This window comes from Duganella sp. LjRoot269, from assembly GCF_964254095.1.
Lineage (GTDB): Bacteria > Pseudomonadota > Gammaproteobacteria > Burkholderiales > Burkholderiaceae_D > Rugamonas > Rugamonas hordei.
Genome location: NZ_CAXUSL020000001.1, coordinates 921,418 through 945,155 on the forward strand (window position 1 = coordinate 921,418; position 23,738 = coordinate 945,155).

Consider the following 23,738-nt stretch of genomic DNA (forward strand, 5'->3'; position numbering starts at 1 on the left):
ATGCCGTTCCTCTCCAAGCTGTCCCGTACAACCGAATCGTCCGCCAGGGCGCCGCGCCGTCAGGCGTTGCTGGCGTTGGTCGCGCTGGCGCTGCATGCCCGGGGCGTGCGCGCGGAGCCCGGCGTCATGGCCTACCGCTATTGGGATTGGGGCAAGACGCCCAAGCGCGACGACTACCAGGTCGCCGTGCTGACGCTGGCGCTGGAGAAGACCGTGTCATCGTTCGGCCCGTTTTCGGTGGTGCGGGTGCTGGATAGCCTGAGTACCTTCCGCGTACGGCGGGAAGTCCATGAGGGCAAGCACCTCAACGTCCATGTGGGCCCATGGCGAGACCTGGAGGCCGGTGATCCGCAGGAACGCAACTACCTGATCAACACACCCATCTTGGGCGGTTTGCTGGGCTATCGAAGGCTGATCGTACGCAGGGAAGACCTGGCGAAATTCAAGGCGATCGCCAACGAGGCGCAGCTCAAGAAGTTGATGGCGGGGCTGGGCCGCGGCTGGGTGGATGCCACGGTGCTGCGCCACAACGGCTATCAAGTGGAGGACAGCGGCAATCTGGCGACCTTGCTGGACATGCTGCTGACCAAGCGCTTCGATTACCTGCCGATCAGTGTGGTCGAGGCGAGTTCCCTGCTCGAGCGGCACGCGCAACTGGCGAGCGAACTGGCCCTGGTGCCGGATCTGGTGCTGTACTACCCGCTGCCCGCCATGTTCTACGTCAGCGCCAGCGAGCCCAGGCTGGCGCAACGGCTGGAAGCGGGAATGGCGGCGATCAAGCGGGATGGATCGCTGGATGAGTTGACCGCGCGCCACTTCCAGAAGGAAATCCAGCAGTTGAAAACCAGTTCCAACCGCTGTTTCATCCTGACCAATCCGCTGTTGTCGAAAATCTACGCGCCGCCGCCGCGCTTTATTTGATCAGCGATTCCAGCGCGCACAGGTCGGCCGGATTCTCGCGCTGGCGCACCACGTGGCAGACGTCGCCGTCGACGATGATCTCGGCCGCGCGGCCGCGCGTGTTGTAGTTCGACGCCATCGTCATGCCATAGGCGCCTGCGCTGTGCATCACCAGCAGGTCGCCGGCTTCCACCGCCAGTTCGCGGTCGCGCGCCAGCCAGTCGCCCGATTCGCAGATCGGTCCCACCACGTCATAGGTCAGCGCGCCGGACTTGCCCTGCACCACGGGCTGCATGTCCATCCACGCCTGGTACAGGGCCGGACGCGCCATGTCGTTCATCGCCGCATCGACCACGCAGAAATTCTTTTCCTCGCCGTGCTTGATGAACTCCACCTTGGTCAGCAGCACGCCGGTGTCGCCGACGATGGAGCGGCCCGGCTCGAAGATCACCTTGATCGGCTTGCCGTCGTGACGTTCGGCGCGCCAGGCGTCGATCCGGGCGAACAGGCGGCCCAGGTAGTCGCCCACCGGCACCGGCGCCGCTTCGCCCGCTTCGCCGTAGTTGATGCCGATGCCGCCGCCGATGTCCAGGTGGTGCAGGGCTATGCCTTCCGAACCCAGCTTGTCGATCAGCTCGATCAGGCGGTCCAGCGCCTCCAGCAGCGGCGCGTCGTCCAGCAGCTGCGAGCCGATGTGGCAGTCGATGCCGGCCACTTCCAGGTGCGGCAGCTTGGCGGCGGTGCGGTAGGTGTCGAGCGCGTCGTCGAAGGCCACGCCGAATTTGTTGGCCTTCAGGCCGGTGGCGATGTACGGGTGGGTCTTGGCGTCCACGTTCGGGTTGACGCGCAGCGATACGCGCGCGGTCTTGCCCATGGAACCGGCCACTTCATTCAAGCGGTGCAGCTCGGGGATCGATTCGACGTTGAAGCACAGGATGTCGTGCGACAGCGCCAGGCGCATTTCGTCGACGCTCTTGCCGACGCCGGAGAAGATCACCTTGCGCGGATCGCCGCCGGCCGCCAGCACGCGCAGCAGCTCGCCGCCGGAGACGATGTCGAAACCGGCGCCCTGGCGCGCCAGCAGGTCGAGGATGGCCAGGTTGGAATTGGCCTTCATCGCATAGCAGACCAGCGCGTCGCGGCCGGCGCAGGCGTCGGCGTAGGAGGCGAAATTGGCCAGCAGCGCGGCCTTGGAGTACACATAGGTCGGCGTGCCGAACTGCTCGGCGATGGCGCTCAGCGACGCGCCCTCGGCGTGCAGCACGCCGTTTTGATAAGAAAATTGCGACATAAGGAAAATTATTGTTGTGGTGCTGGGGGAGTGGACGGTGCCGGGGCAGCTTCGGTGCTCTTGGCAGGCTTGGCCGGAGGAATCTTGGGCAGATACAGCGGGCCGGGTTGGCCGCAGGCGCTCAGCAAGACGGTCAGGCACAGGGTCGCTGTGCCGATAAATAAACGGAAAGAGGACTTCACGATAAAATCATGGATTAAGTGTAGATATTGGAGTGTAGCATGGGCGAATCAGAATTCCTGGCGCAGGCCGAGGCCACCCTCAGCGCCATCGAGGCCAAACTGGACGATTTGAACGACGAGGACATGCTCGACGTCGAGTGCAGCCGCAGCGGCAATGTGCTGGAAATCGAGTTTATCGACAACGGTTCCAAGATCATCGTCAACAGCCAGGCCGCGATGCAGGAGCTGTGGGTGGCGTCCCGCTCGGGCGGCTACCACTACAAGCAGAAGGACGGCAAGTGGCTCAACACCCGCGACGGCAGCGAATTGTTTGCCGCGCTGTCGGAGATGGTCAGCGCCCAAGGTGGCAGCCCGGTGGCGCTTGAGCAGTAAATTAGATTTCGTCCGGGAACAGAACAGCGGATGGGGTACTCAATGGGGGATTCGCTTGCGGCTCGGATGAGGCATTGAACCTTCTCCTCGCGCGCAGGTATTAACGGGCCATCAACCAACCGGAGTGGCCATGAAAATTTCCTTCAGCTTCATTCTGTCCGCCGCAGCGGCGCTGGCTCTGGCGGCCTGCGGTGGCGGCGATTACAACAGTTCCACGCCGCAGCCGCCTCAAGCCAAGACCATGGGGGGCAGAACGGTGACCGGCGACAGCCAGCCGCACGCGCCAGCGGAGTATTACCAACTGGTACAGCAGCTGTACATCTCCTACTTTGGCCGCCCGGCTGATCCGACCGGCTTATCGAACTTTGCGACGCAGCTGTCGCAGCTGAGCGCGCCCACGGATATCCAGGGGTTAAACACCGCCTACGGCGAAAACTCGTCCATCCGCGCGTTGGTAGACTCCTTCGGCAACAGCGACGAATCCAATGCGCTGTACGGCGGCGACAACACCGCTTTCGTCATCGCCATCTACAACAACCTGCTGAGCCGTACGCCGGATTCGGGCGGGCAGACCTTCTGGGTGGGGGCGATTAACGGGGGCGGACTAACACGCGCCAACGCGTCGTTGTCCATCATGGCTGGCGCTCTGGTCAATCAGACGACACAGGGCCTGCAAGATGCTCAGTTGATACGCAACCGGGTCTCGGTCGGCGCCACTTTCACCACCGATCTGGATACGCCGACGGAGAGCTCGGCCTACGCCGGCGCCCAGGCGGCCGCCACCGCCCGCAGTCTGCTGGCGTCAGTCAACGCAAATACCGACGTTAGCGGCTTTGGCCCCAATATCGATGCTGCAATTGCCACGCTGGTCGCCAACGCCCAGCCTGCCGCGCCCAGCTACGCCACCATCCGCTCCATCTTGAATTCCCGCTGCATCAGCTGCCATTCCGGCGGTAACATTCAGGCCGGCGTCAATCTGAGCAACGATACGGTGGTGCACGCCATTGCGCAGGATATCTACAACCAGGTGGTGGTCACCCGCGGCATGCCATTGGGGAATGCCACCGGCATGACGGATGCTGAACGCGACACTATCAAAGCCTGGTACGTAGCCGGTGCCAAATAAACCATCGCATCGATAGAGAACAAGGGTCAGTTCATTCGGCACCGGACCCTTTTCATCTTTAAAATAGCTCGTTTTTGACCGCGTCCTTGGCCTTTTCCTCCGCCGGCGTGCCGTGGGTGGCGCCGTCGATGTTGTGGACGCCGGTGCCCGGCGGGTTCTCCGCGTAGTAGTACTCGTCGCCCACCAGCATCACGCCGTCCGGCACCGCCCGTTCCTCGATCGGGATATTCTTCAGCGCCTTCTGCATGTAGCCGATCCAGATCGGCAGCGCCAGGCCGCCGCCGGTTTCCTTGTTGCCCAGGTTCTTGGGCTGGTCGTAGCCTATCCACGCGATCCCCACCAGGTGCGGCTGGTAGCCGGCGAACCAGGCGTCGATCGAGTCGTTGGTGGTGCCGGTCTTGCCCGACAGGTCGGGACGCTTGAGCACCAGCGCCTTGGTCGCCGTGCCGAAGCGCACCACGTCCTTCAGCATGCTGTCCATCAGGAAGGCGTTGCGCTCGTCGATGACGCGGTTCTTCTCGTCGCCGGCCTTGTCCGGATTGGCCTGCGACAGGATCTTGCCGTCGGCGTCGGTCACCTTGGAAATCAGGTAAGGACTGACCTTGTAGCCGCCGTTGGCGAACACCGAGTAGGCGCCGGCCATCTGCAGCGGCGTCACGTTGCCCGCGCCCAGCGCCAGGGTCAGGTAGGGCGGGTTCTTGTCGGCGTCGAAACCGAAGCGGGTGGTGTATTCCTGGCCGTACTTGGCGCCGATCTTGTGCAGGATGCGGATCGAGATCATGTTCTTGGACTTGGTCAGGCCCTTGCGCATGGTCATCGGACCTTCGTACTTGCCGTCGTAGTTCTTCGGCTCCCACGCCTGGCCGCCGGTCTGGCCGGCGTCGAACGAGATCGGCGCGTCGTTGATGATGGTGGCCGGCGACAGGCCGCGCTCCAGCGAGGCCGAGTAGATGAAGGGCTTGAACGACGAGCCCGGCTGGCGCCAGGCCTGGGTCACGTGGTTGAACTTGCTGCGGTTGTAGTCGAAGCCGCCGACCATGGCCTTGATCGCGCCGTCATGCGTATCGGCCGCAACGAAGGCCGATTCGATTTCCGGCAATTGCGTCACCAGCCAGTCCTTGCCCTCCTGCATGACACGGATCACCGCGCCGCGGCGGATGCGCTTGTTCGGCGCGGCCTTGTCGGACAGCCACGAGCGGCCCATCTCCAGCCCCGGGCCGGCGATCTTGATTTCCTCGCCGGTGGCGGTGACGGCGGTGATCAGCTGCGGCGTGGCCGACAGCACCATGGCGGCGATGATGTCGTCGCTGTCCGGATGGTCGGCCAGCTCGGTCTCGATGGCGTCGTCCGCCTCTTCCTTGTTCTGCGGAATGTCGATATACGCCTCCGGGCCGCGGTAGGCGTGGCGCTTCTCGTAGTCCATCACGCCCTTGCGCAGCGCCAGGTAGGCGGCGTCCTGGTCGGCCTTGGTGATCGTCGTGAACACGTTCAGGCCGCGCGTGTAGGTGTCTTCCTTGAATTGCTCGTAGACCAGCTGGCGCGCCATCTCGGCCACGTACTCGGCGTGCACGCCGAACTCGCTGCTGTCGGTCTTGACCTTGAGCTGCTCGGCCTTGGCCGCCTCGTACTGCTTGTCGGTGATGTAGCCGAGGTCGTGCATGCGCTGCAGGATGTATTGCTGGCGGGTGCGCGCGCGCTTGGGGTTGACCACCGGGTTGTAGGCCGACGGCGCCTTCGGCAGGCCGGCCAGCATGGCCGCCTCGGCCACGCTAATGTCTTTCAGATTCTTGCCGAAATAGATCTGTGCGGCCGACGAGAAGCCGTAGGCGCGCTGGCCCAGGTAGATCTGGTTCATATAGACCTCGAGGATCTGGTCCTTGGACAGGTTCTTCTCGATCTTCCACGCCAGCAGCACCTCGTAGGCCTTGCGCTTGAGCGTCTGCTCGCTCGACAGGAAGAAGTTGCGGGCCACCTGCTGGGTGATGGTCGAGGCTCCCTGCTTGGCGCCGCCGGTGGCGTTGTGCACGGCCGCGCGCAGGATGCCGGTGTAGTCGACGCCGCCGTGCTCGTAGAAGCGGTCGTCCTCGATCGCCAGCACGGCCTTTTTCATCACGTCGGGGATGTCCTTGATGCGCACCAGGTTGCGCCGCTCCTCGCCGAATTCGCCGATGAGGACGTTATCGGCCGAGAAGATACGCAGCGGCATCTTGGGCCGGTAGTCGGTCAGCGTGTCGAGTTCGGGCAGGTTGGGGTAGGCCATCGCCAGGCCGAACACCACCAGCAGCAGCGCCACCAGTCCGAGGCCGACCACGGACAGGCCGGCCAGCAGGAAGAAACGCGACGGTGCTTTGCTGTTGCCGGCGCTCTGGGGCGGGTTCGATGGTGGAGGTGCCGAATTGGAAGTGGCCATGCGATCTTTCTGTTGATCTAGCTGTTATGTATGCGACGCATTATAAGCGAGCGGTCACCCCCACGGCGCGCGCTGCCGGATGACAGGAATATTTCCCCGTGAGTAACAAAACAACTGAGTTGCTTTAGGCCTAACAGCAGCGCAATAAAGTGTGGCGAAACCCTCACACCACGGCAATTGTGCACAATAGAAATACCTTTACACTTATATAGGCACGATTTAATGTACGGTCTTATATAAGCAGTCTAAACGCTGGTTTTCAAACGAGTTCCTATATGCAAACAGTTCCAAGCGTCATCCGGCGGCACTGCGGTGCTGGCGTCAGCCATGGCGCCGGGGGGCTCGTATGATCGATATCCAGACGCTGCTGGGACAGGGCAATCCGCCGCTGGTCGGGATCGACATCAGCACGTCCAGCGTGCGGCTGGTGGAATTGACGCAGAGCAAGGGCGACATCCGCCTCGAGCGCTACGCCTCCGAGCCGCTGCCGCGCGGCGCCGTGGTCGACGGCAATATCGAGAACATGGACCAGGTGGTCGAGGCGGTGCGCCGGGTGTGGAAGAAAAGCGGCACCCGCGCCAAGCACGCCGCGCTGGGCATGCCGCCCGCTTCCGTGATCACCAAGAAAATCATCCTGCCGGCCGGCATGTCGGAAGACCAGCTGGAAGTGCAGGTCGAATCCGAGGCCAGCCAGTACATCCCGTTCGCGCTCGACGAGGTCAGCCTGGACTTCGACGTCATCGGCCCGGCCGCCAATTCGCCGGAAGACATCGAGGTCATGCTGGCCGCCTCGCGCCGCGAAAAAGTCGAGGACCGCGTCGCCATCGCCGAAGCGTCCGGCCTGAAGGCCACCGTGATGGACATCGAATCCTACGCCGCCCGCGCCGCGCTCGACCGCGTCACCGCCCAGTTGCCCGAGGCGGGCGCCGGCCAGGTGGTGGCGCTGTTCCAGGTCGGCGCCCAGGTCACCCATATTTCCGTCATGCTGGACGGCGTCACCGTCTACGAGCGCGAGCAGCCGTTCGGCGGCAACGCGCTGACCCAGGACATCGTCCGCTCCTACGGCATGGCCTTCGACGAGGCCGAGTCGCGCAAGAAGTCCGGCGACCTGCCCGACAACTACGCCGCCGACCTGCTGGCGCCGTTCCTGGAAAGCGCCGCGCTGGAAGTCACGCGCGCGATCCAGTTCTTCTACACGTCCACGCCGTACACCAAGGTCGACCAGCTGTTCCTGGCCGGCGGCTGCGCGCTGCTGCCCGGCCTGCTGGAACTGGTGGCCAGCCGCACCAAGATCTCCAGCGCCGTCATCTCGCCGTTCAAGGGCATGCAGCTGGCGCCCTCGGTGCGCGAATCGCAACTGCGCAGCGACGCGCCGGCTTACCTGGTCGCCTGCGGCCTGGCCTTGCGGAGGTTCGGCTGATGATCAGAATTAACCTGCTGCCGCACCGCGAGGAAAAGCGCAAGCAAAAGAAGGCCGCCTTCTTCGCGCTGCTGGCGCTGGGCGCCATCGTCGGCGTCGGCGTGGTGCTGCTGGTCGGCGGCTACAACGCCCGCGCGATCTCGATCCAGAATGAACGCAACCAGGTCATCAAGACCGCCATCACCGGGCTCGACACGAAGATCGCCGAGATCGCCACGCTGAAGCAGGAAATCGAAGCGTTGAAGGCGCGCCAGCAGGCGGTGGAAGACTTGCAGGGCGACCGCAACCAGCCGGTCTACCTGATGGATGAGCTGGTCAAGCAGACCCCGCCCGGGGTCTACCTGAAAGGTTTCAAGCAGGAGGGCCAGAAGGTGTCGCTGCTCGGCTATGCGCAGTCGCAGGAGCGGGTGTCCGAATTCCTGCGCAACCTGGCCGGTGTGTCGCCGTGGCTGGAGCGGCCGGACCTGATCGAAGTGCACTCAACCGGCCTCGGCCAGGGCAAGACCGCCAAGAAGGTGGTCGAGTTCAGCATGGCGGTCAACATCAAGCGTCCGCGCGACAAGGACCTTCCCGCCGATGGCGCCAAGGGCAAACCGCCCGCCGCGCCGGGTGCTGGCGTCCACACGGCAACCGGCCTGCCGCCGGCCAAGAGCTAGGAGCGGCGCCATGGCAAAGAATCTCAATTTGAACCTGATGGCGGCCCAGCTGGCCGACCAGTTCCGCAACCTCGGCGACCGCCACCCGGGCCAATGGCCGGTCGCGCCGCGCGTGTTGTGCAGCATCGGCGTGATGGCGGTGGTGGTCGGCCTCGGTTATTTCTTCTACTGGCAGTCGCAGTTCGAGGAGCAGGACGCCGGTGCCCAGGCGGAACTGAAACTGCGCGACGAATACAAGATCAAGACCGCGCAGGCGGTCAACCTGGAGGCGCTGCGGGCGCAGAAAGTCCAGGTCGACCAGTATGTCGACCGCCTGCAGAAGCAGCTGCCGAGCAAGGCCGAGATGGCCGCGCTGCTGACCGACATCAACCAGGCCGGTTCCGGCCGCGGCCTGCAGTTCGAGCTGTTCAAGCCGGCGCAGGTGGTGGTCAAGGATTACTACGCCGAATTGCCGATCGACATCCGCGTCACCGGCAGCTACCACGACATCGGCGCCTTCGCCGGCGACATGGCCAACCTGCCGCGCATCGTCACGCTCAACAACATGACCCTGAACACCGGCAAGGACGGCGTACTGACCCTGGAGGCGGTGGCCAAGACCTTCCGCTACCTCGATCCGGAAGAGGTCAGCGCCCAGCGCAAGGCCGCTGCCGACAAGAAGAAGGCGGCGAAAAAATCATGAAGATACTGATCCCGCCCATGGCGCCGTTGTTGCCGCTTCTATTACCGCTTCTGCTGCTGTCCGGCTGCGGCGACAGCGACGTGCAGGAAGTGCGCACCTGGATGAAGCAGGTCGACTCGCAGGCCAAGGTGGCGGTGCCGCCACTGGCCGAGCCGAAGACCTTCATCCCCTTCGCCTACGTGCCGAACGACGCGGTCGACCCCTTCAACCCGAACAAGCTGCTGGCCGAGCTGGCCAAGGCCTCGGCCAAGGGCGGCAGCGGCATCCGGCCCGACATGGACCGGCGCAAGGAACTGCTGGAGAGCTATCCGCTCGACACCATCAAGATGGTCGGCACCATGCAGCAGCGCGGCGTGTTCTACGCGGTGCTGCAGATCGACCGCTCGGTGCACCATGTGGTCGTGGGCCAGCACATAGGCCAGAATTTCGGCCTCATCACCAGCATCGGCGATGACGCTGTCAGCATCAAGGAAATCGTACAGGATGCGACCGGCGACTGGGTCGAACGCATGTCGAAGTTGGAACTGCAGGAAAGCAAGGAGAACACCAAATGACCGCTCACAACATGCCCCGGCGCGCACTGGCGGCCGCCACCCGGGCGCCTGCGCGGGCCTTGACGTGCGCCTTGATGGCGCTGGCGCTGGCCAGCCAGCTGGCCGGCACCGCCCACGCTCAAACAGCCGCCGCCACGCCCGCTGCGGCCGGCAACGCCATCGAATCGATCAGCGCCAACCAGCAGGGCGCCAACGTCATCGTCAAGATCGCGCTGAAGAACGCGCCGGACAAGCTGCCGATCGGCTTCGCCATCACCAATCCGCCGCGCATCGCGCTGGACTTCGGCGCCACCTCCAACGGCACCGGCAAGAGCGCGCAAGACCTGGCGCTGGGCGACCTGCGCAGCGTCAACGTGGTGCAGGCCGGCGAGCGCTCGCGCCTGGTGTTCAACCTGAAGCGCAGCCTGAACTATGCCACCGCCATCGACGGCAACTCGGTGATCCTGACCATCGACGGTTCCGGCGGCCTGGCCACGGCGGTCGACTCGCGCGGCCTGCCGGTCGCCGCCACGCCGGCGCCGGCCGGCCGTCAACTGCTGCGCGACATGGATTTCCGCCGCGGCGCCAACGGCGAAGGCCGGGTCGTGGTCGACCTGCCCAACAGCCAGGTGGCGGTCGACGTGCGCCAGACGCCGAACGGCGTGGTGGTCGATTTCCTCAAGACGGGCGTGCCGGAGAGCCTGCGCCGCCGGCTCGACGTGGGCGACTTCGGCACCCCGGTGTCGCTGGTCACCACCGTGCCGCAGGGCGACAACACGCGCATGACGATCGAGGCGCGCGGCCTGTGGGAACAGACCGTCTACCAGAGCGACACCCAGCTGGTGATCGACGTCAAGCCGATCAAGGAAGACCCGAACAAGCTGACCCAGGGCACCCAGGGCTACCGCGGCGAGAAGCTGTCGTTCAATTTCCAGAACGTCGAAGTGCGGGCGGCGCTGCAGGCGATCGCCGACATTTCCGGACTGAACATCATCACCAGCGACAGCGTCAGCGGCAACCTGACCTTGCGCCTGAAGGAAGTGCCGTGGGACCAGGCGCTGGACGTGGTGCTGCAGGCCAAGGGCCTGGACATGCGCAAGAACGGCTCGGTGCTGTGGATCGCGCCGAAAGAGGAATTGCTGACCAAGGAAAAGCTGGAGCTGGAGCAGCGCGCCCAGATCGCCGACCTTGAGCCGCTGAAGTCCGAGATCTTCCAGCTGAACTACCAGAAGGCCGACGCCTTCAAGACCGTGTTCGGCCTCGAGGGCGGCGGCGCCGACGGCAAGAACCGCATCCTGTCCAAGCGCGGCAGCGCCATCATCGAGCCGCGCACCAACCAGCTGTTCGTCACCGACATCCCTTCCAAGCTTGACGATATCCGCAAGCTGATCGCCAAGACCGACATCGCCTCCAAGCAGGTGCTGATCGAGGCGCGCATCGTCGAGGCCAGCGACACCTTCACCCGCAACCTCGGCGCCAAGCTGGGCTTTGCCGACATGCGCACGATACGCGGCGGCGACGCCGGCTACCAGATCGGCAACGGCAACACCCGCATCGGCATCGGCGGCAACCTGACCGGCGTCGGCGAAGCCACCGGCCAGGTCAAGGTCACCGACAACAGCTACAACAACACCCAGTTCATCAACCTGCCGGCGGCATCGATCAACGGCGCCAACGCCGGCAGCCTGGCGGTCAGCCTGTTCTCGTCGGCCGCCAACCGCTTCCTGAACCTGGAACTGTCGGCGCTGGAAGCGGACGGCACCGGCAAGATCATCTCCAGCCCGCGCGTGATCACGGCCGACAAGGCCATCGCGCTGATCGAGCAGGGCATCGAACTGCCCTACCAGGTGGCCACCAGCAGCGGCGCCACCTCGATCGTGTTCCGCAAGGCCAACCTGCGGCTGGAAGTGACGCCGCAGATCACGCCGGACGGCAACGTCGTCATCGACGTCGACGTCAACAAGGACAGCGTCGGCCAGGAAACCCGGGCCGGTTTCGCCATCGACACCAAACACGTCAAGACCCAGGTCATGGTGGAGAACGGCGGCACCGTGGTGCTGGGCGGGATCTACCAGCAGACCGAGCGCAACACCACCGACAAGGTGCCGCTGCTGGGCGACGTGCCGGTGCTGGGCTACCTGTTCCGCAGCAACAGCCGCACCAACGACAAGACAGAATTGCTGGTCTTTATCACGCCGAAGATCGTCGCCGATCGGCTGTCGACGCGCTAAGCAACTGAATCGCAGGTAACTCTATGACCACTATGGAAAGAAGCACCATGAAAAAAATTACCGGATGGCTGGCCGCGCTGGCCTGTTCCAGCCTGCTGGCCGCTTGCGGCGGCGGCGGCGGATCGCCTGGCACCAACAGCAACGGGGTGACGCCTTCCAAGGTCGCCACCGTGGTGCTGACGTCCAGCGCCGCCACCATCGCCTCGTCGGGTCTGGACGGGACCGAGGTGACGCTGACGGCCATCGTCAAGGACAGCGGCGGCAACGCGCTGGCCAACGAGACCGTGAGCTTCAACGCCAGCTCGGGCACCGTCAGCAGCACCAACCGTGTGACCGACAGTTCCGGCAAGGTGGTTGAAAAACTCAGCGTCAAGGGCGACACCTCGCTGCGCACCATCACCCTCAGCGCCAGTGTCGGCAGCGTCAAATCGACCGACATCAAGATCGACGTGATCAACGCCGTGCCGACGCTGTCGCTGACCACTGATTCGGGCACGCTGGCCTCGGCCGTCGGCAATGACGTCAACGTGGTGGCGCTGGTGCGCGATTCCAACAACACCGTGATGCAGGGCGTGACGGTCGACCTGAAGGCCGACTCGGGCAGCCTGTCGCTGACCAGCCGCATCTCCAACGCCCAGGGCATCGTCACCGAGAAGCTGAGCACCGGCGGCGACCCGACCTCGCGCGCGATCAAGATCACCGCCACCGTTCCCGGCGCCACGCCGGTGACCACCATCGTCAACGTTGCCGGCAACAAGCTGACCATCAACGCCCAGCCGACCATCAACGTGGGCGCCAGCGCCGACGTCACCGTCAAGCTGGTCGATTCGGCCGGCAATGCACTGATCGGCAAGCCGGTGATATACGGCTCCAACGCCAACTCGCTGACCGTCAAGGGCGGCGGCTCGGCTATCACCAATTCGGCCGGCCAGCTGGTGCTGACCTATGCCGCCAGCGGCGGCACGGCCGACGTGATCACCGTCAAGGCAGCCGGTGAAACCACCACAGCCGGCATCGCGATCAACTCGTCGACCTTCGCCGTCAAGGTGCTTGATGCCGGCGGCAATGTCATCAATTCGGCCTACATCGGCGGCTGCCAGCAGGTGGCCGTGACTGGCGGCCCGAGCGGCAACGTCACCATCAGCAGCTCGCGCGGCGTGGTCTACGCCAATTCGGTGTGTACCTCGCCGCTGGTCGGCACGCTGCCGCTGGTGGGTGGCGCCGCCACCGCCTATGTCAACGCCAGCGGTCCGGGCGTGGCCACCATTACGGCCAACGCCAGCAACCTGACCACGCAGACGGACCTGGAATTCGTCGCCCCGCTGACCAACATCGCCACCATCAACGTGCAGGCCGATCCGGCCGTTATCGGCGTCAACACGTCCGGCAGCACCACCCAGCAGGCCACCGTGCGTGCCGTCGTGCGCGACGGCACCGCGCAGAACAACGTGGTCAAGAACGCGCAGGTGGCGTTCTCGATCGTGTCCGATCCGAGCGGTGGCGTGCTGACCCAGCCCGCCCTGGTGCTCACCGGCGCCGATGGCGCCGCCACGGTCAGCTTCATCGCCGGCACGAATCCGTCGGCAAAGGACGGCGTCAAGATCCAGGCTCAGATCCGGGAGGGCTCCGGCGCCAGCGCAGTGGCCAGCCTGACAGTGGCACAGAAATCGCTGTTCATCAGCGCAGGCACCGGCAATACGGTGTCCATGCCATCCAGCGCGCTGTACCAGCTCGACTACGCGGTGGTGGTGACCGACGCGGCCGGTAACGCCGTGCCCAGCGTCAAACTGACCGCTTCGGTGCTGCCGACCTCGTACTACAAGGGCATCATGCAGTACACCCTGCCGCTGGGGCCGTGGGCACCGGTGCGCAGCGCCCAATGCGCCAACGAGGACGGCAACCACGACGGCATCCTCGACAGCGGCGAAGATGCCAACGGCAACGGCGTGCTCGATCCGGGCATTCCGGTCTCGGTCAGCACCAACGTCACTACCGATGCCCAGGGCCGGGCAGTGGTCTCGCTGGTGTATCCGAAAGACCGCGCCTATTGGCTCGATGTCAACCTGACCGTGCGCGGCCAGGCCAGCGGCACCGAGCCGGGTTACGTCGGTCTGGTACACTTGCCGGGTTTGTCGGGCGATTATGCGATCCAGGCCGTATCGCCGCCAGGCGTCACCAGCCCCTATGGGACCTCAACCTCATGTAGCAACCCGAATTAACCCGGATTTTTCATGCCTAATGTGTTTCTAGTCGGCCTGATGGGGGCAGGAAAAACCACCATCGGCCGCATCCTGGCCCGCAAGCTGGGATTGCGTTTCATCGATTCAGACCACGAGATCGAGGCCCGCACCGGCGCCTCGATCCCGTGGATCTTCGAAATTGAAGGGGAACAGAGTTTCCGCCGGCGCGAGGCGGACGTCATCCGCGAGCTGACCGGCCAGCAGGACCTGGTGCTGGCCACCGGCGGCGGCGCCGTCCTCAACGCCGACAGCCGCGCCTTCCTCAAGTCGCGCGGCACCGTGATCTACCTGCGCGCCACGGTCCACAGCATCCTGCAGCGCACCGCGCACGACAAGAACCGGCCGCTGCTGCAAACGGCCGATCCGCGCAAAAAACTCGAAGAATTGATGGCCGTGCGTGATCCTTTGTACATGGAAATTGCCGATGTAGTAATCGATACCGGCCGACCTAACGTACAATCGATGGTCCAAACCATTTTGACCCAGCTGGAAACGAGGGCCTGCGAGGCCTCGCCCAACTGCGTCACACAAGCCGAACCATCGATGAACGAAGAATCCACCATCCTGTTAAATGTCGAGCTGGGCGAGCGCAGCTATCCCATCTCCATCGGCCCCGCGCTGCTCAACGACGGCGCGCTGCTGGCGCGTCACGTCAACGGCGGCAAGGTCGCCATCATCACCAACACCACCATCGCGCCGCTGTACCTGGCGCGCGTCGAGGCGGGCCTGCGCGGCGCCGGCAAGGACGTGATGTCCATCGTGCTGCCGGACGGCGAAGAGTTCAAGAACTGGTCCAGCCTGATGCAGATCTTCGACACGCTGCTGGCCAACAAGGCCGACCGCAAGACCACGCTGATCGCGCTGGGCGGCGGCGTCATCGGCGACGTGACCGGCTACGCCGCCGCCAGCTATATGCGCGGCATCGATTTCATCCAGGTGCCGACCACCCTGCTGTCGCAGGTCGATTCCTCGGTGGGCGGCAAGACCGGCATCAACCACCCGCTGGGCAAGAACATGATAGGCGCGTTCTACCAGCCGCGCGCGGTGATCGCCGATACGTCGACCCTGGAAACCCTGCCGGCGCGCGAACTGTCGGCCGGCCTGGCCGAGGTGATCAAGCACGGCGCCATCATCGACGCCGCCTTCTTCGACTGGATCGAAGCCAACATGGCCAGGCTGATGGCGCGCGACAAGGGCGCGCTGGCCTACGCCATCGCCCGTTCCTGCGAGATCAAGGCCGACGTGGTGCGCCAGGACGAGCGCGAAGGCGGCCTGCGCGCCATCCTGAACTTCGGCCACACCTTCGGCCACGCGATCGAGAACGGCCTCGGCTACGGCGCCTGGCTGCACGGCGAAGCCGTCGGCTGCGGCATGGTGATGGCGGCCGACCTGTCCCATCGCATGGGCCTGGTCGACGCAGCCACCGTGGCGCGCATGCGCGCGCTGGTGGCGGCGGCCGGCCTGCCGGTCAAGGCGCCGGACCTGGGCGCCGAGCGCTGGCTGGAGCTGATGGAAGTCGACAAGAAGAACGAGGGCGGCGCCATCAAGTTCATCCTGCTCAAGCCGCTGGGCGCGCCTAGCATCACCAACGCGTCGCGGGAACTGCTGCTGGCCACGCTGGCAGCCTGCGTTTGATCGGATCCTCCGCCATGCTGCCCGACGAATTCCTCGCCCCTTACGCGGCCCATTCGGCGGGCGGAGCGGGGCGCCGCTTTCCTGAAACGGCGCACGCCTCGCGCAGCCAGTTCCAGCGCGACCGCGACCGCATCATCCATTCGTCGGCCTTCCGCCGGCTGGAATACAAGACCCAGGTGTTCCTCAACCACGAAGGCGACCTGTTCCGCACCCGGCTGACGCACAGCCTGGAGGTGGCGCAGGTCGGCCGTTCGCTGGCGCGCAACCTGCGGCTGAACGAGGACCTGGTGGAAGCCATTTCGCTGGCGCACGACCTGGGCCATACGCCGTTCGGCCACGTGGGCCAGGACGTGCTGAACGAATGCATGAAGGACCATGGCGGCTTCGAGCACAACCTGCAAAGCCTGCGGGTGGTGGACGAGCTGGAAGAGCATTACGGCGCGTACGACGGCCTGAACCTGATGTTCGAAACCCGCGAGGGCATCCTCAAGCACTGCTCGCTGAACAATGCGCGCCTGCTGGGGCCGGTCGCCCAGCGCTTCATCGACCGCACGCAGCCGTCGCTGGAGGCGCAGCTGACCAATCTGGCCGACGAGATCGCCTACAACAGCCACGACATCGACGACGGCCTGCGCTCCGGCCTGATCACCATCGAGCAGCTGGAGCAGGTGGAATTCTTTGCCCGGCTGTGGCACGACGTGCAGCAGACGTTCCCGGGCCTGTCCGGCCGCCGCGCGATCTACGAAACGCTGCGCCGCCTGATCACCGCGCTGGCGGACGACCTGATCGTCACCTCCAGCGCCTTGCTGGCCGACGCCGCGCCGAAGAGCATAGACGAGGTGCGCGCGGCGCCGCCGCTGATACGCTTCTCCGATGCCATGCGCAAGGATGCGACCGAGCTCAAGCGCTTCCTGCGCGAGAACCTGTACCGCCATTACAAGGTCAACCGCATGCGCGTGAAAGCCAGCCGCATCGTGCGCGAGCTGTACGGCGCCTTCATGGCCGAGCCGGTGCTGCTGCCGCCGGACTATCAGGACAAATCGGGCGACGTCGGCAAGCAGGCGCGCAAGATCGCCGACTACATCGCCGGCATGACCGACCGCTACGCCATCCGCGAACACCGCCGCCTGTTCTCGCTCGACGAACTTTGAGCCGGCTCAATCGTGTTCTATTGAGCATGCGCCCTCATCGGATCATGATGAGGGATGGACGAGCAAATCACACAACTGGATCGTCGCCTGACCTCGGTTGAGGTCGAGGTGGCATCGCTCGCGGCCGAGGCATCGGTTGCACGCTCGCAATACGCCACCAAGGAAGATCTGGCCAAGCTGGATGCGCGGGTGGCCGTTATCCAATCCAACTACGTGACGAAGGAAGATCTGGCCACCTTGGACAACAAGCTCAGCGGAAAGATCGCTGCGATGGACGGCAAGCTGAGCGTTGACATCGCTGCGCTGGACGGCAAGCTGAGCAGTGAAATCGCTGCGCTCAGGTTGCAAGTGTCCGAGCTGGAAAACCGCATGATGCGCTGGTCCCTGGCCACCATCATCACTGTGTCCGGCGTGGTGGTCGCCGTCGTCAAGGTCTGGTCTTAAAACATTCTCTGCTGCGCGGCCTTGCTGTCGCCGAGCAATTCCAATAGCAGCTTCTTGATCGGCGCCGGCAGCGGGGCGTCGGCGATGCGCGCGGCCTCGTACCAGACGTGGCCGGATTCGGCGGTCATCGCCAGCCGGCGCGCCAAGGTGACGCGATACGGCGCCATGTGCAGCTTGTAGTGCGTGAACACATGCGTCACCGTTGACAGCCGCTCATGCGATTCCATCTCGCCGAACTTGCCCACCGCTGACATCAGCGCATCGTCATCGGCCGCCGGCACGCCGTCGTCCTCGGCCAGCAGGTGGCCGTCCAGTTCCGGCAGCGACAGCAAGCCGCCCCAGATGCCGCTTGGCGGACGCTGTTCCAGCAGCACCTGGCCGCCGTCGATAATCGCCAGCATCACCGCATGTTTTTCCGGGCTGCTTTTCTTCGGCTTGCGCACCGGCAGGTCCTTGGTGCGGTTGCTGGCGTAGGCCACGCAGCGCGGTTGCATCGGGCAGCGTTCGCACGACGGGCTGCTGCGCGTGCACAGGGTGGCGCCCATGTCCATCAAACCCTGCGTGTACGATTCGATGCCTTGCTCCGGCAACAGCGCCTCGGCGCGGCGCCACATCATTTCCTCGGTCTTGCGCTCGCCGGGATAGCTGTCGATGCCGAACACACGGGCAAACACGCGCTTGACGTTGCCGTCCATGATGGCCGCCCGCGTGCCGCTGGAAAACGCCGAGATCGCCGCCGCCGTCGAGCGGCCTATGCCGGGCAACTCCGCCAGCAAGGCCGGATCGGACGGGAACACGCCGCCGTATTCGGCCACCACGCGCTGCGCGCACTTGTGCAGGTTGCGCGCCCGCGTGTAGTAGCCCAGGCCGCTCCACTGCGCCATCACATCCTCGACCGGCGCCGCCGCCAGGTCGCGCAAGGTGGGGAAGCGCTCCAGGAAGCGCGCGTAATAGCCCAGCACCGCCGACACCTGCGTCTGCTGCAGCATGATTTCCGACAGCCAGATCAGATACGCGTCGCGCGTGTTTTGCCAGGGCAGCACATGGCGTCCATGCACTTTTTGCCAGCCGATCAGATCCGCCGAAAAGCTGGGATCCGCAAAATTCTCCACTGCTACAACCTTCATTCTTTTCCTAGATTAAGCCGCGGCGTCCAGCGCCACGAATTCCGCATTGATGGCGATGCTGATATTGCCCGCCAGTTCATTGAGCCGCGCCTTCTGCGCGTCCAGCTCCTGCTGGCTGCTTTCAAACGCGTCGATTTTCTGCTCCAGGCTGTCGGTCGCATCGTGGATGCGCTGGATCGACGCCAGCCGGTGCTTCAACTGGTCCTTGTGCTGGCGGATCTGCGCCTCCAGCGGCGCCATGATCACCTTCAACCACGCCTCGGCGTCGTTGTTGGCCGACTTGAAGCAGCCGCGCACGCGCGAGGCGATGGTGTCGAAAAACTTCTCCATCAGCACCACCCGGCTGGTGGTCAGCAAGGTCGCCGTGCCGAACTGCTTGTAGTAGATCGCCTCGATGGCGACGATCTCCTCGCGGTAGCGTTCCAGCGAAAACGGCATCGGCAGCGCCAGCGTCAGCCCGTGCTCGTTGGAGAAGCGGCGGTACATCACGCCCATCATCTCGGCGATCTCCACGGTCTTGCTCTCGGCCGCGTCGAGGTTGGCGCGGATGCGCTCGAAGTAGTTGCGCACCGCCTCGCGCACGCCGGTGAAGAAGCGGCTGCGCTGCATTTCCTCGCGCACCTGGTCGATGTCGTCGCGCACGATGTCCATGCCCATGCTGGTGTACAGCTCGGTGGACAGGCGGGTGAACACGGCGCGCGTGGCCTGCAGCTTGAACAGGCTGGCGTCGAATTCCTTTTTCTCGACGTCGATGCGGCGCATCATGTGCGCGATCACGCTCTGGTTCTTGCCGCGCAAGCTCTTCAGCTCATGCAATTGCTCGACGATGCCGCGCACGCGCGCGTTGACCAGGCCCAGTTGCGCCGCGCTGAGCGCCTGCAGCTCCTCGCTCAGCTGCTTGCGGACGATTTCCTTCTTGGCCGGGATCAGCTCGTTGAACAGCGCGCTTTCCAGCGTCTGCAAGCGGCTGCGCTCGAGCAGCGCGCGGTCCTGCGTGATCTTGGCCACCAGCGCCTTTTGCGCCGACACGGGAAACACCTGGCGCGGCTCCAGCGCCAGCACGTGGGCGACGTTGGCCTGCTGGCGCTCGATCTCGACGTTGACCTCGGCTTCGCTGCGCAGCTCGTCCCACATGCTGTCGATCTTGTTCAGCACCACCAGGCGGCCGGCGCCGGCGCCGATGTGGTTGCGCCAGACTTCGATGTCGCTCTTGGTCACGCCGGTGTCGGCGGCCAGGATGAACAGCACCGCGTGCGCGTTCGGAATCAGGTTCAGCGTTAGCTCGGGCTCGGTGCCGATGGCGTTCAGGCCCGGCGTGTCGAGGATCACCAGCCCCTGCTTCAGCAGCGGGTGCGGGAAGTTGATCAGCGCATGGCGCCACAGCGAAATCTCCACCATGCCCTGGTCGTCCAAGGTGACCGGCATGTCGGGATCGTCCTCGTCGTACAGGCCGTAGCGCTTGGCTTCCTCGACCGGCACGTGGCGCGTCATGCTGACCTGCTTGAACACTTCGTGCATCTCGTCGGCGGCGTCCAGGTTCAGCGGCAGCACGGTCCACGCGGCCGGCTGGTCGCGGTAGTCGCTGGTGGACAGGTGGTCGGCGCGGGTCTCGATGGGCAGCAAACGTATCGACGGCGCCATGCTGGGATCGTACATCAGCTCGGTCGGGCACATGGTGGTGCGGCCGGCGGCGGACGGCAGGATGCGCTGGCCGTAGTCGGCAAAGAAGATGGCGTTGATCAGCTCGGATTTGCCGCGCGAGAATTCGGCGACAAACGCCACCGACAACTTGTCGTCGGCCAGCCGCGCCAGCGTGCGCACGATGCGCTGGTCGGTGGCGGCGTCGGTCAGGGACGCCTCGGCCACCCAGGATTGATAATTTTTTAACGCGGTGACGACACCCTGCCGCCACGCGCTGTATTGCTCGAAATCCCTGACCATCATGTCTGCCCTTATTTTTGGCAATTCACACAGTAGAACGTGGACCGCTGCCCCTGCTTGATCTGCCGTATCGGCGCCGCGCACACCTTGCAGGGCACGCCAGCACGATCATAGACGAAATAAGTCTGCTGGAAATACCCGGATTGCCCGTTGACGCTAATAAAATCGCGCAAGGTGCTGCCGCCCTGGACAATGGCCTCGGCCAGGATCTCGCGCACCGCCTGCGCCAGCTTTTCATAGCGCGCCAGGCTGATGCGCCTGGCCGGCGTCTTCGGATTGATGCCGGCGCGGAACAGGCTTTCCGAAGCATAAATATTGCCTACGCCGACAACGATATCGCCGGCCAGCAGCACCAGCTTGACGGCCGCGCTGCGCTGGCGCGTCTGATCGTACAGCAATTTGCCGGAAAAGCCCGGTTCCAGAGGTTCCACGCCCAGCCCGCGCAGCAGCACGTGATGCTCCAGCAAGCCGTCGGCGTCGTCGTGCCACAGCACGGCGCCGAAGCGGCGCGGATCCTTCATGCGCAGCACCTGCAATCCTTGGGGAGCCTGCACGACGAGATCAAAATGATCATGTTTTTCCGGCTCGATGCCGCTGTCCATCACCCGCAGGTGGCCCGACATGCCGAGGTGGACGATCAGCGTGCCGTGCTCGAAATGTATCAGCAAGTATTTGCCGCGCCGCCCGGTCCGCAGCACCTGCCGTCCGGCCAGCAGCTGCCGCAGCTGCGGCGGAAACGGCCAGCGCAGGCCGTCGCGGCGCATCACCACCGTCTCCACGGTACGGCCTTCGATATGGGGCGCTACGCCGCGGCGCGTCACTTCAACTTCTGGTAATTCTGGCATCTGAGAGGCAGGCAGTCGAAATTATGAGATGGCACAGTCTGGCTGAGGCGGAATATTTGGTTACACTAGTCAAAAGACGCAATCGATGTGATGGGCGTAAAATCCGACTGACGCTGTACCTTTTGCCGACTTGCCAGGATCTTCCCTTGAAAAACGCTTTCGCCATTGTAACCCTCTCTGCCTTGCTGTCGGCGTGCGCCGTGGCGCCGCAAAAACAGGCCGAGTCCGCCGCGACACCCGGCCAGGCCCCTGCGGCCGCGCCGGACAGCGCCGCGCCGGCCGAGGATGGCGTTGCCGCCGCCCCGGCGCCTGCCGAGGAAGCGCTGCCCAACACCGAATTGACCGGCGATCTGCTGTTCCGCATCACCAAGGCCGAACTGGAATTCAAGCAGGGCAAATGGCAGGGTTCCTACATCACCATGATGGCGCTGGCGCAGCAGACCCGCGACCCGCGCCTGGCGCGCCGCGCCGCCGAAATGGCGCTGGCCGCCAAGCAGGGCGGGGAAGCGCTGGCGGCGATCCGCCTGTGGCGCAGCCTGGCGCCGGATTCGGACGAGGCCACCCAATACTTCCTCGGCTTCGCCGTCGTCAACGACGACCTCAGCGAAGCGGAGCAGATTTTTACCGACCGCCTGAAGGCCGCGCCGGTGGCTGGCCGTCCGCTGGCGATGTTCCAGATGCAGCAGTTCCTGCTGCGCGCCAAGGACAAGCCGGCCGCGTTCGCGCTCGAACAGCGCGTGCTGGCGCCCTACGGCGACACGCTGGAAAGCCATCTGATCCTGGCGCAGGGCGCGTTTGCGCTGGGCGACAACGAGCGCGCCCGCACCGAGGCGGAAAAGGCGCTGGCCATCAAGCCCGATTCGGAACTGGCGATCCTGACCACGGCGCAGGTATCCGGCGACATCGACAGCGCGATGAAGACGCTGTCCGCCTTCCTGGAAAAATATCCGAACTCGCGCGAGGTGCGCGCGGCCTACGCCCGCATCCTGGTCGACGCCAAGCAGTACGATCCGGCCCGCAAGGAATTCCTGACCCTGCTGAAAGACCAGCCGGACAACCTGGCCACCTTGTACGCGCTGGGCGTGATGGCGATGCAGACCAACGATGTGCCGTCGGCCGAGAAATACTTCACGCAATTCGTCAACGTGCTGGCCGACCATCCCGGCGATGAGCGCGATCCGTCCAAGGTGCTGATGATACTGTCGCAGATCGCCGAGCAGCGCGGCGACCTGGACGCGGCCTACAACTGGCTGGAGCGCGTCGACGGCAGCGATGAAAAGATCTTCCTGGCCGCGCGCATGAAGATGGCGTCGCTGACCGCGCGCAAGGGCAATGTCGACGAGGCCCGCAAGCAGCTGGCCGAGCTGAAGCCGTCCGAGCCGGCCGACCAGGCGCAGGTGTTCCAGGCCGACGCCCAGATCCTGCGCGACGCCGGCGACAACCGTGCCGCCTATACCGTGCTGGAAAACGCCGTCAAGCGCTATCCGGACAATCCCGACCTGCTGTACGACTTCGCGCTGATCGCCGAGAAACTGGGCCAGCTGGAACTGATGGAAAAAGCGCTGCGCCAGGTGATGATCGCCGCGCCCGACAATCAGCACGCCTACAACGCGCTGGGCTACTCGCTGGCCGAGCGCAACGAGCGCCTGCCGGAAGCCTATGCCTTGATCGACAAGGCGATGAAGATGGCGCCGGGCGATCCCTTCATCATGGACAGCATGGGCTGGGTGCAGTACCGCATGGGCAACCTGAGCGAGGCGGAAGCCTTGCTGCGCCGCGCCTACGCCCTGCGCAGCGATCCGGAAATCGCCGTGCACCTGGGTGAGGTGCTGTTCGTCAAAGGCGACAAGAACGGCGCGCAGCAGATGTGGCAGGAAGCCCAGAGCAAGGACCCGAAAAACGACGCGCTGAAAAGCACGCTGGCGCGCCTCAACCAAAGCCTATGATACGACCATCCTCTCTGATATTCGCCGCCGCGTTGGGCGCACTGGCCGGCTGCGCCACCACCTCCGCGCCGCGCTCCAGCGCCGCAGTCGCGCCGTACCGCGACAGCATCGACCTGGCGGGCCGCATCGCCATCAACTACAGCCGGGACGGCAAGCGTGAATCGCTGAGCGGCAAGTTCACTTGGCAGCAAAGCAAGGCCAATACCGACGTCAGCCTGATCTCGCCGACCGGCCAGACAGTGGCCGTCATCAACGTCACGCCGTCGTCGGCCACCTTGAAGCAAAGCGGCAAGGAAGCGCGCACCGCGCCCGACCTCGACAGCCTGACCACGCAGACGCTGGGCTGGACCTTGCCCGTATCGGGCCTGCGTGACTGGCTGCAAGGCTACGCCACCGCCGTGGACGGCAAGCGCTTCGTCGCCACGCCGGCCAACGACAGCGTCGTCACGCGCGACGGCTGGAAGCTCGACTACGTGTCATGGCAAGATGACGCAGCGGCCATCCCGCAGCCGAAGCGCATCGACGTCACGCGCATCGCGCTGGGCCAGCAGGTCGATGAGATGGCGATCCGCATCGTCATCGATCCGGTCGCACAGTAAAATGCCG

20 protein-coding genes are annotated in these 23,738 nt (G+C 64.7%); 14 read left to right on the top strand and 6 right to left on the bottom strand.

Annotated elements, in window-relative coordinates:
- Positions 1-921 carry a hypothetical protein gene (locus ACSQ3S_RS04005; protein WP_436141628.1) on the top strand — a complete coding sequence of 307 codons (921 nt, stop codon included), beginning with the start codon at positions 1-3 and terminating at the stop codon, positions 919-921.
- Here the strand turns inward: ACSQ3S_RS04005 and lysA are convergent.
- Both lysA and lptM read right to left on the bottom strand, forming a co-directional pair.
- Entirely contained in the window at positions 914-2,191 is a 1,278-nt protein-coding gene (gene lysA / locus ACSQ3S_RS04010; protein ID WP_436141629.1) for a diaminopimelate decarboxylase, read from the bottom strand. The genes ACSQ3S_RS04005 and lysA overlap by 8 nt on opposite strands.
- A gap of 8 nt (positions 2,192-2,199) precedes the next feature.
- Entirely contained in the window at positions 2,200-2,373 is a 174-nt protein-coding gene (lptM, locus tag ACSQ3S_RS04015; RefSeq protein WP_176655276.1) for an LPS translocon maturation chaperone LptM, read from the bottom strand.
- Positions 2,374-2,412: 39 nt separating this feature from the next.
- Here lptM and cyaY point away from each other — a divergent pair, with 39 nt between their 5' ends.
- Entirely contained in the window at positions 2,413-2,745 is a 333-nt protein-coding gene (cyaY, locus tag ACSQ3S_RS04020; protein ID WP_436141630.1) for an iron donor protein CyaY, read from the top strand.
- Between the two features lie 130 nt (positions 2,746-2,875).
- Complete coding sequence (locus tag ACSQ3S_RS04025; RefSeq protein WP_436141631.1) at positions 2,876-3,871, top strand: DUF4214 domain-containing protein; 996 nt, start codon at positions 2,876-2,878, stop codon at positions 3,869-3,871.
- A 58-nt stretch (positions 3,872-3,929) separates the two neighbouring features.
- Here the strand turns inward: ACSQ3S_RS04025 and ACSQ3S_RS04030 are convergent, their stop codons facing one another.
- Positions 3,930-6,281, bottom strand: a complete 2,352-nt coding sequence (locus tag ACSQ3S_RS04030) for a penicillin-binding protein 1A (protein ID WP_176655278.1) — start codon at positions 6,279-6,281, stop codon at positions 3,930-3,932.
- A 346-nt stretch (positions 6,282-6,627) separates the two neighbouring features.
- Between ACSQ3S_RS04030 and ACSQ3S_RS04035 the strand changes: the two genes are divergently transcribed.
- Genes ACSQ3S_RS04035 through ACSQ3S_RS04075 form a run of 9 tightly spaced genes read left to right on the top strand, consistent with a single transcriptional unit; the run spans position 6,628 to position 17,273 of the window.
- Complete coding sequence (locus ACSQ3S_RS04035; protein WP_176655279.1) at positions 6,628-7,701, top strand: pilus assembly protein PilM; 1,074 nt, start codon at positions 6,628-6,630, stop codon at positions 7,699-7,701.
- Positions 7,701-8,357, top strand: coding sequence for a PilN domain-containing protein (locus tag ACSQ3S_RS04040; RefSeq protein ID WP_436141632.1), 657 nt, complete (start codon positions 7,701-7,703; stop codon positions 8,355-8,357). The genes ACSQ3S_RS04035 and ACSQ3S_RS04040 overlap by 1 nt, the downstream gene beginning before the upstream one ends.
- Before the next feature lie 10 nt (positions 8,358-8,367).
- On the top strand, positions 8,368-9,039 hold the full coding sequence (locus ACSQ3S_RS04045) for a type 4a pilus biogenesis protein PilO (protein WP_176655281.1): 672 nt from the start codon (positions 8,368-8,370) through the stop codon (positions 9,037-9,039).
- Positions 9,036-9,593 carry a pilus assembly protein PilP gene (locus ACSQ3S_RS04050; RefSeq protein ID WP_353405287.1) on the top strand — a complete coding sequence of 186 codons (558 nt, stop codon included), beginning with the start codon at positions 9,036-9,038 and terminating at the stop codon, positions 9,591-9,593. Before ACSQ3S_RS04045 ends, ACSQ3S_RS04050 begins: the two co-directional genes overlap by 4 nt.
- Entirely contained in the window at positions 9,590-11,803 is a 2,214-nt protein-coding gene (gene pilQ / locus ACSQ3S_RS04055; protein WP_436141633.1) for a type IV pilus secretin PilQ, read from the top strand. Before ACSQ3S_RS04050 ends, pilQ begins: the two co-directional genes overlap by 4 nt.
- 47 nt (positions 11,804-11,850) lie before the next feature.
- Positions 11,851-14,022, top strand: coding sequence for an Ig-like domain-containing protein (locus tag ACSQ3S_RS04060; protein WP_176655283.1), 2,172 nt, complete (start codon positions 11,851-11,853; stop codon positions 14,020-14,022).
- A 12-nt stretch (positions 14,023-14,034) separates the two neighbouring features.
- Positions 14,035-15,678, top strand: a complete 1,644-nt coding sequence (gene aroKB, locus ACSQ3S_RS04065) for a bifunctional shikimate kinase/3-dehydroquinate synthase AroKB (RefSeq protein ID WP_436141634.1) — start codon at positions 14,035-14,037, stop codon at positions 15,676-15,678.
- A 14-nt stretch (positions 15,679-15,692) separates the two neighbouring features.
- Positions 15,693-16,829 (top strand): deoxyguanosinetriphosphate triphosphohydrolase, encoded by a 1,137-nt coding sequence (locus ACSQ3S_RS04070; protein WP_413448888.1) that lies wholly within the window; start codon positions 15,693-15,695, stop codon positions 16,827-16,829.
- Positions 16,830-16,883: 54 nt separating this feature from the next.
- Positions 16,884-17,273: a hypothetical protein gene (locus ACSQ3S_RS04075; RefSeq protein ID WP_436141635.1), complete on the top strand. Its 390-nt coding sequence runs from the start codon at positions 16,884-16,886 to the stop codon at positions 17,271-17,273.
- Here ACSQ3S_RS04075 and mutY read toward each other — a convergent pair.
- Genes mutY through mutM form a run of 3 tightly spaced genes read right to left on the bottom strand, consistent with a single transcriptional unit; the run spans position 17,270 to position 21,186 of the window.
- On the bottom strand, positions 17,270-18,400 hold the full coding sequence (gene mutY, locus ACSQ3S_RS04080; RefSeq protein WP_436141636.1) for an A/G-specific adenine glycosylase: 1,131 nt from the start codon (positions 18,398-18,400) through the stop codon (positions 17,270-17,272). The genes ACSQ3S_RS04075 and mutY overlap by 4 nt on opposite strands.
- 12 nt (positions 18,401-18,412) lie before the next feature.
- Complete coding sequence (locus ACSQ3S_RS04085) at positions 18,413-20,341, bottom strand: dynamin family protein (RefSeq protein WP_436144990.1); 1,929 nt, start codon at positions 20,339-20,341, stop codon at positions 18,413-18,415.
- 11 nt (positions 20,342-20,352) lie between these two features.
- Positions 20,353-21,186 carry a bifunctional DNA-formamidopyrimidine glycosylase/DNA-(apurinic or apyrimidinic site) lyase gene (gene mutM / locus ACSQ3S_RS04090; protein WP_436141637.1) on the bottom strand — a complete coding sequence of 278 codons (834 nt, stop codon included), beginning with the start codon at positions 21,184-21,186 and terminating at the stop codon, positions 20,353-20,355.
- Positions 21,187-21,332: 146 nt separating this feature from the next.
- Between mutM and ACSQ3S_RS04095 the strand changes: the two genes are divergently transcribed.
- Together ACSQ3S_RS04095 and lolB are read left to right on the top strand one after the other, a co-directional pair.
- Positions 21,333-23,132: a tetratricopeptide repeat protein gene (locus ACSQ3S_RS04095; protein WP_413448885.1), complete on the top strand. Its 1,800-nt coding sequence runs from the start codon at positions 21,333-21,335 to the stop codon at positions 23,130-23,132.
- The gene (gene lolB / locus ACSQ3S_RS04100; RefSeq protein WP_436141638.1) at positions 23,129-23,731 is read left to right on the top strand and encodes a lipoprotein insertase outer membrane protein LolB; all 603 of its coding nucleotides are present in this window, start codon (positions 23,129-23,131) and stop codon (positions 23,729-23,731) included. The genes ACSQ3S_RS04095 and lolB overlap by 4 nt, the downstream gene beginning before the upstream one ends.
- Positions 23,732-23,738 lie beyond the last annotated feature (7 nt).